The sequence below is a fragment of the Gammaproteobacteria bacterium genome (genome assembly GCA_013696315.1).
Lineage (GTDB): Bacteria > Pseudomonadota > Gammaproteobacteria > JACCYU01 > JACCYU01 > JACCYU01.
The window spans coordinates 1-6,149 of record JACCYU010000244.1; the positions used below are offsets into that span (position 1 = coordinate 1).

The 6,149-nt window shown below is 57.5% G+C and carries 5 protein-coding genes and 1 pseudogene; 5 read left to right on the forward strand and 1 reads right to left on the reverse strand.

The window, feature by feature from the left end:
- From H0V34_14165 to H0V34_14185, 5 genes and pseudogenes are all read left to right on the forward strand, one after another.
- A partial coding sequence (locus H0V34_14165) for a restriction endonuclease subunit R (GenBank protein MBA2492777.1) occupies positions 1-1,317 on the forward strand: 1,317 nt, incomplete at its 5' end.
- Between the two features lie 11 nt (positions 1,318-1,328).
- Positions 1,329-1,760, forward strand: a complete 432-nt coding sequence (locus tag H0V34_14170) for a GxxExxY protein (GenBank protein MBA2492778.1) — start codon at positions 1,329-1,331, stop codon at positions 1,758-1,760.
- A gap of 68 nt (positions 1,761-1,828) precedes the next feature.
- The gene (locus tag H0V34_14175) at positions 1,829-4,468 is read left to right on the forward strand and encodes an N-6 DNA methylase (GenBank protein ID MBA2492779.1); all 2,640 of its coding nucleotides are present in this window, start codon (positions 1,829-1,831) and stop codon (positions 4,466-4,468) included.
- Positions 4,469-4,549: 81 nt separating this feature from the next.
- The gene (locus H0V34_14180) at positions 4,550-4,885 is read left to right on the forward strand and encodes a hypothetical protein (protein ID MBA2492780.1); all 336 of its coding nucleotides are present in this window, start codon (positions 4,550-4,552) and stop codon (positions 4,883-4,885) included.
- Between the two features lie 15 nt (positions 4,886-4,900).
- A pseudogene (locus H0V34_14185) lies at positions 4,901-5,412 on the forward strand (restriction endonuclease).
- A gap of 174 nt (positions 5,413-5,586) precedes the next feature.
- Here H0V34_14185 and H0V34_14190 read toward each other — a convergent pair.
- Complete coding sequence (locus H0V34_14190; GenBank protein MBA2492781.1) at positions 5,587-5,778, reverse strand: hypothetical protein; 192 nt, start codon at positions 5,776-5,778, stop codon at positions 5,587-5,589.
- Positions 5,779-6,149: the final 371 nt, after the last annotated feature.

The window sequence follows — 6,149 nt, forward strand, 5'->3', positions numbered from 1 at the left end:
ACCACCGAACTGCTTTCCGAACAAGGGTTCGTCGTCACGGTCACCGACGATACGGGCGAGGACCAGCAGGAGACTTACAAGCAGCGCGAGTTTGAGCGGCGCTTCTTCTCCAGCGCGACGAATCAGCTTTTCTGCAAGACGTTTATGGAGAATGCGCTGCGCGATCCGGTCAGCGGCGAGATCGGCAAATCGATTATCTTTGCCGTCAGCCAGAAACACGCGACCGGGCTGACCCAGATCCTCAACGAGATGGCCGACCGCATGTTTCCAGGCAAGTACCAGTCCGACTTCGCCGTGCAGGTCACGTCGCAGATACCGGATGCGCAGCAGTTCACCATCAACTTCGCCAACAACAATTTGCTAGGCTCCGCCAACTTCCTGCCCGCTTACAAGACCAGCAAGGCCCGGGTCTGCGTCACCGTGGGCATGATGACCACCGGCTACGACTGCCCGGACATTCTCAATCTCGGCCTCTTCCGGCCTGTGTTCTCGCCCACCGACTTCATCCAGATCAAGGGGCGTGGCACCCGCAAGCACGACTTCCTCGAACAGCTTTTCGATAACAGTTTTAAGGAGGGCGTATCGCACCCGAACAAGACCGCTTTCAAGCTGTTCGACTTCTTCGCCAACTGCGAATATTTCGAGACGGAGTTCAACTACGACGAAGTATTGAAGCTTCCCCGACCCAGGGGAGAAAGGCGCGACGATGATGACGGCCTCACGGTTACGGACGGCACCTACGAGCACCTCGGCGCCGACATCATCGCCTCGGTCAAGGAGCAGGCGATCGGCTACGAGGGAATGAAGATCGATCGGATGTTCTTCGAGAAATTCGAGGACACCGTGCGCGAAAATGAAACCATCGCCAAAGCTGTCGAGGCCGAACAGTGGGACAAGGCCATCGATTGCGTGCACCGGCAAATCCTGGACAAGCCCAAAGAATACTTCACGCTAGACAAGCTGCGCAAAGCCGCGGCCGTGGATCGCCGCGTGAGCGTGCGGGAGATGCTGGAAAAAGTCTTTGGCCTCATATCGCGCTTCAAGTCCAGGGACGAACTGCTGGATGAAGAATTCGACAAATTCGTCGCCGACAGCAAGCCCGACGAGGCCGCGGCCATCCCCGCCATCAGGCACTACTTCAAGGCTTACGTGTCCAGCGATCAGATCCGCCACATCATCGAAGCGGGACATTATCAGGACCTGGCCACCAACCCGCTCTTCAACAATCGCGACTTCCGGGCGGTGCCGCCAAAATACCGCGCCCTCATTCCCGAGTACGTCAAGGATTACGTCTCCCTGAACCAGTTTGTCGCCTGAAGATCCTCAACATGGATAAACAGGATAAACAGGATAAACAGGATGGACAGGATGCGGAGTTGAAGCATGCGCAGATCACCAAGAGCATAATCGGCTGCGCTTTTGAAGTGATCAATGAACTTGGCCCGGGTTTCCTGGAATCGGTTTATGAGAAGGCTTTGCTTCTGGCGCTGCGTCAAAAAGGCTTGTCAGCGATGTTCCAGCATCCTGTCAAGGTGATGTTCAGGGGTGAATGCGTGGGTGACTTTTACGCGGATCTTCTCGTTGAGGAGAAGGTGATCGTCGAGCTGAAAGCTGTCAAAGCCATAGTCCCCGAACACCAGGCGCAGATCATCAATTATCTGAACGCCACCGGGATCGAAGTCGGTTTACTCATCAACTTCGGCAATCCCAGACTCGAATACAAACGCTTCACCAGAAGCAAGGATTTCAAACATGGATAAACACGATACATCGCAATTTTCATTCTTATCCTGTCCATCCTGCCCATCCATGTGAACCAAAGGACCCTATGCTCGATACTACTACCAAACGCCGCATCGACACCGCCCGCGACATTCTTGTCGGCAAGGTGCCCGATCCCAAGAGCCAGGTCGAGCAGATCACCATCGCCCTCATCTACAAGTTCATGGACGACATGGACGCCGAGAGCGAGGAGTTCGGCGGCAAGCGCAAGTTCTTCGCCGGGCAGTTCGCTCGCTACGGCTGGGCGAAGCTGATGCGCTCCGGTCTGGGCGGCTTTGAGACCCTGAACCTCTACGCCGAGGCCATCGCCAAGATGCCGGAGAACCCCGGCATTCCGCTGCTCTTCCGCGACATCTTCAAAAACGCCTATTTGCCCTACCGCGACCCCGAGACCCTACGCGCCTTTCTCAAGGTCATTGACGAGTTCACCTACGACCACTCAGAGCGCCTTGGGGACGCCTTCGAATATCTGCTTTCGGTGCTCGGCTCGCAGGGTGATGCCGGCCAGTTCCGCACACCGCGCCATATCATTGACTTCATCGTCGCCATCATCGACCCGAAGAAGACCGAGACCGTGCTCGATCCCGCCTGCGGCACCGCGGGGTTCATGATCTCGTCCTACAAGCACATTCTCAGGGCCAACAGTTCCCCCGACGGCGTCGAGCCCAACGGCCGCAAGAACGGTGAGGCCGCCGCGGCCCTGCACACTTCGAAGATCCCCACCGCCAGGGGCGACCTGCTGACGCCCGACGAACGGAAAAAAATCGCTGACAACTTCAAGGGCTACGACATCTCACCCGATATGGTGCGCCTGTCGCTGGTGAACATGTACCTGCACGGCTTCAGCGATCCGCATGTCTACGAATACGACACACTCACCAGCCAGGACCGCTGGAACGAGTACGCCGACGTGATCCTGGCCAACCCGCCCTTCATGTCGCCGAAAGGCGGCATCAAGCCGCATAACCGCTTCTCGGTGCAGTCCAAGCGTTCTGAGGTGCTGTTCGTGGACTACATGGCCGAGCACCTGACACCCACCGGCCGCGCGGGCATCATCGTGCCGGAGGGCGTCATTTTCCAGAGTCAGACCGCGTACACGCGACTGCGCAAGATGCTGGTCGAGAACTACCTCGTCGCCGTGGTGTCGCTGCCCGCCGGCGTGTTCAATCCTTACTCCGGGGTGAAGACGTCCATCCTGATCCTCGACAAGTCTCTCGCCCGGCAGGCGCAGACCATCGCCTTCTTCAAGGTGGGCAACGACGGCTTCGGCCTCGGCGCGCAGCGCCGCCCTATCGACAAAAACGACCGCCCGCAAGTGAAGGCGGAAGTCGAAGTCTACCTCCAAGCAATTCGCGGCGGCCAGCCCACCGCTCATCTTCAGCCGACCTGCGGCTTGATCGTTGCCAAAGAAAAGATCGCGGCGAATGCTGACTACAACTTGAGCGGGGAGCGGTATCGGGACGGCGTTGTCACCGCTTCCTCGTGGCCCTTCGTCCCTGTTGCTAACGTGTTCCGCAAATCAGAGCGAAACGTCCTGCCAGAATCGCTCAACGGTCCCGTGAACTATCTTGGTCTCGAAAACGTCACGCAGAAAACCGGCGAAATAGCCGGCAACGTCGTTACCGATAAGCCAGCGGACATCAAGAGCCTGAAGAACGTCTTCAAACCTCGCGACATCCTGTACGGAAAGCTGCGGCCCAATTTGAACAAGGTATGGCTCGCTGACCGCGAGGGCATTTGCTCAACGGATATCTTCGTTATCGAGGCACCAGAAGGTAAAGCCGACCCCGCTCTCTACGCCTACCTTTTCCGCAGCCAGCGATTCAATGATGCGGTCATGGGCCAACTCAAAGGGGCACAGCTTCCGCTGATTGGTTGGTCATCGTTTGCCGAACTCCAAATCCCCCTGCCGCCGCTGGAGGTGCAGAAGGAGATCGTGGCGGAGATCGAGGGCTACCAGAAAGTCATCAACGGCGCCCGCGCCGTCCTCGACCACTACCGCCCCCACATCCCCATCCACCCCGACTGGCCTGTGAGCGAATTGAGCGAAGTGTCCACCAAGATTACGGATGGCGCACATTTCACACCGACCTACACCGAGACAGGTGTTCCGTTTCTGCGGGTCACCGACATCACCCAAAGTAATACGTCAAAAAAATTCATCCCACAGGAAGAGCACAACGAACTCATCAAGCGCTGTCGCCCGGAAAAGGGAGATGTCCTTTACTCCAAGAACGGCACAATCGGCATAGCGAAGCTTATCGACTGGGATTGGGAATTCAGCATTTTCGTCAGTCTCGCGCTAATCAAACCCAAGAAAGACGTGCTAGACCCCCACTACTTGGAATGCTTCCTCAATTCAGACGCCGCCTATGCGCAAGCAACCGCCCGTTCGAAATCAGGCACGGTTACGAATCTCCATCTTGTCGATATCAAGACCATCAAAATCCCCCTCCCAGCCCTCGCCATCCAGCAACAAATCGTCGCCGAGATCGAAGCCGAGCAAGCCCTCGTCGCCGCCAACCGGGAACTGATTTCCCGCTTCGAGCAAAAGATTCGGGCCACTCTCGCCCGCGTCTGGGGCGAGGAAGACACAGCGGCAACAAGCACGGACAACGTCGTCACGACAAGTGACCTTCCAACGCCATCGCCGATGTCATTGCATCCCGCAGAGGCCGCACGCTGACGATCCAGCGCGAAGAAAAACAGAGCAGATAACACCGATAACAATTCGTCGCGGGCTGTAGCCGCGACAGGGGAGGATGTCATGGGTCGCAGGAAAAGCCAGAGTCTGTTCGAGGATCTGATAGGCCTCGTTTCAGCGTTGCCGCCGTGGGCGGGATTCGCGCTTGCGCCAATCGGTTTTCTTGTTCTGCATCCATTCGCCAAAATGCCGGCTGCCACAGCAGTCTCTACCAACGAGTTTGGCGTTTTATTTGGCAAGCAGATCGGCGCGGTGGTCGCGATGGGTGGGCAGTATATCTTGCCCCTCATTTGCGTGCTGGGCGCGATTGCATCGCTGCTAAAGCGCCGGCATCGCGCGCGGCTGGCCGAGCAGACGACTTCTCGCGGAGTGCAGTCGGCGTTACTCGATCTGAGCTGACGAGATTTCGAGCGGCTGGTGGGTGAGCTGTTTCGCCGCCGCGGTTATTCCGTAGTCGAGACGGGCGGCGGCGGAGCCGATGGTGGCGTCGATCTCGCCCTCAGAAAAAGTAGCGAAAAATACCTCGTACAATGCAAGCGATGGCGCGCGACCCCTGTGGGCGTAAAGGTCGTGCGCGAGCTTTACGGGCTAATGCGCGCAACAGGCGCAACCGGTGCTTTTGTGGTTACTTGCGGCGCGTTTTCCGCCGACGCCAGGGCGTTTGCCGAAGGGCGCAACGTCGAGCTTGTCGAGAGCAGGGAGCTTCTTAAGTTTCTTCCCAGCAGCGCTCCTCAGGCCGCACCGGCAAGTCATACGACGCCCGCCTCATCAACCAGATACGCAACGCAACCGGAATGCCCACAATGCCGGGCCCAATGGTACGGCGGGTGGCGCGAAAGGGCCGTCGCGCCGGGCAGGGATTCTGGGGCTGCTCACGCTATCCCACATGCACGGGCACACTCACAAGCCGCAGCGATCGACAGTAGTGGGCGCGGAGCAGCTGATTGAAGCATGCCGATCAGAACATACATGAGCATATTACTCTGAGCTAATAACGGTAGATTTCGAACCTAACGGCAGACATAAACGCGCGGCCAAGACAGCTCGTAGTCGGCCACGTGTAATCCCATCGTTGGGACAGGACGGCAGCGTCAGAGCCGTCATGTTGGGCTCCGACATGCGCTGTCTGCCAGGCCCGTCATCAGCGCGAGAATGATCTGTGTGGCCGTGTGCGCTTCCTGCGGATGCGCGGTGAGCTTGTCCGGGTGAACCAATTGCACAAGCCGCCGGCAGGCTGTCTCTACCTGCGCGGCAAGTGCGTCAGTGTCGGCATGGCTGCGCGGCTTGGCCATGCGCGCTCTAGGGCCACTTTGGCCTTGAACTCGGCCCTGTACTGCTTGCGTTTCTGACTCATCTCGCTGCCTCTCTAGTACGCAAGTCTGAGCTTATACCACTGTCCGGTTTTTGGGGTCCACTTCAGGGACTGAAAAGCGGTTGTCAGGGCGAGTGTTTAAAGCTTGCCTCGCCCGTGTTACAAGCAGTTCCAGATCCGTCTTGTATTTATTACGCAACAGGATATTGTGCGGGATATCACGGCACGGAGCGTTGCAAATTTACGTTAAGAAAAGAACTTTTTTTTGAGAAAGGGCTGGTAATAGCCTGAAATATGAACTATAAACAGGTTTATAAGATACATAGCTCTGGAGTGGTGTAAGAGCTGCTG

Coding starts and splice junctions, on each gene's coding strand:
- H0V34_14170 (MBA2492778.1), top strand. CDS start 1,329: ATGGATAAACAGGATAAACAGGATAAACAGGATGGACAGGATGCGGAG.
- H0V34_14175 (MBA2492779.1), top strand. CDS start 1,829: ATGCTCGATACTACTACCAAACGCCGCATCGACACCGCCCGCGACATT.
- H0V34_14180 (MBA2492780.1), top strand. CDS start 4,550: ATGGGTCGCAGGAAAAGCCAGAGTCTGTTCGAGGATCTGATAGGCCTC.
- H0V34_14190 (MBA2492781.1), bottom strand. CDS start 5,778: ATGGCCAAGCCGCGCAGCCATGCCGACACTGACGCACTTGCCGCGCAG.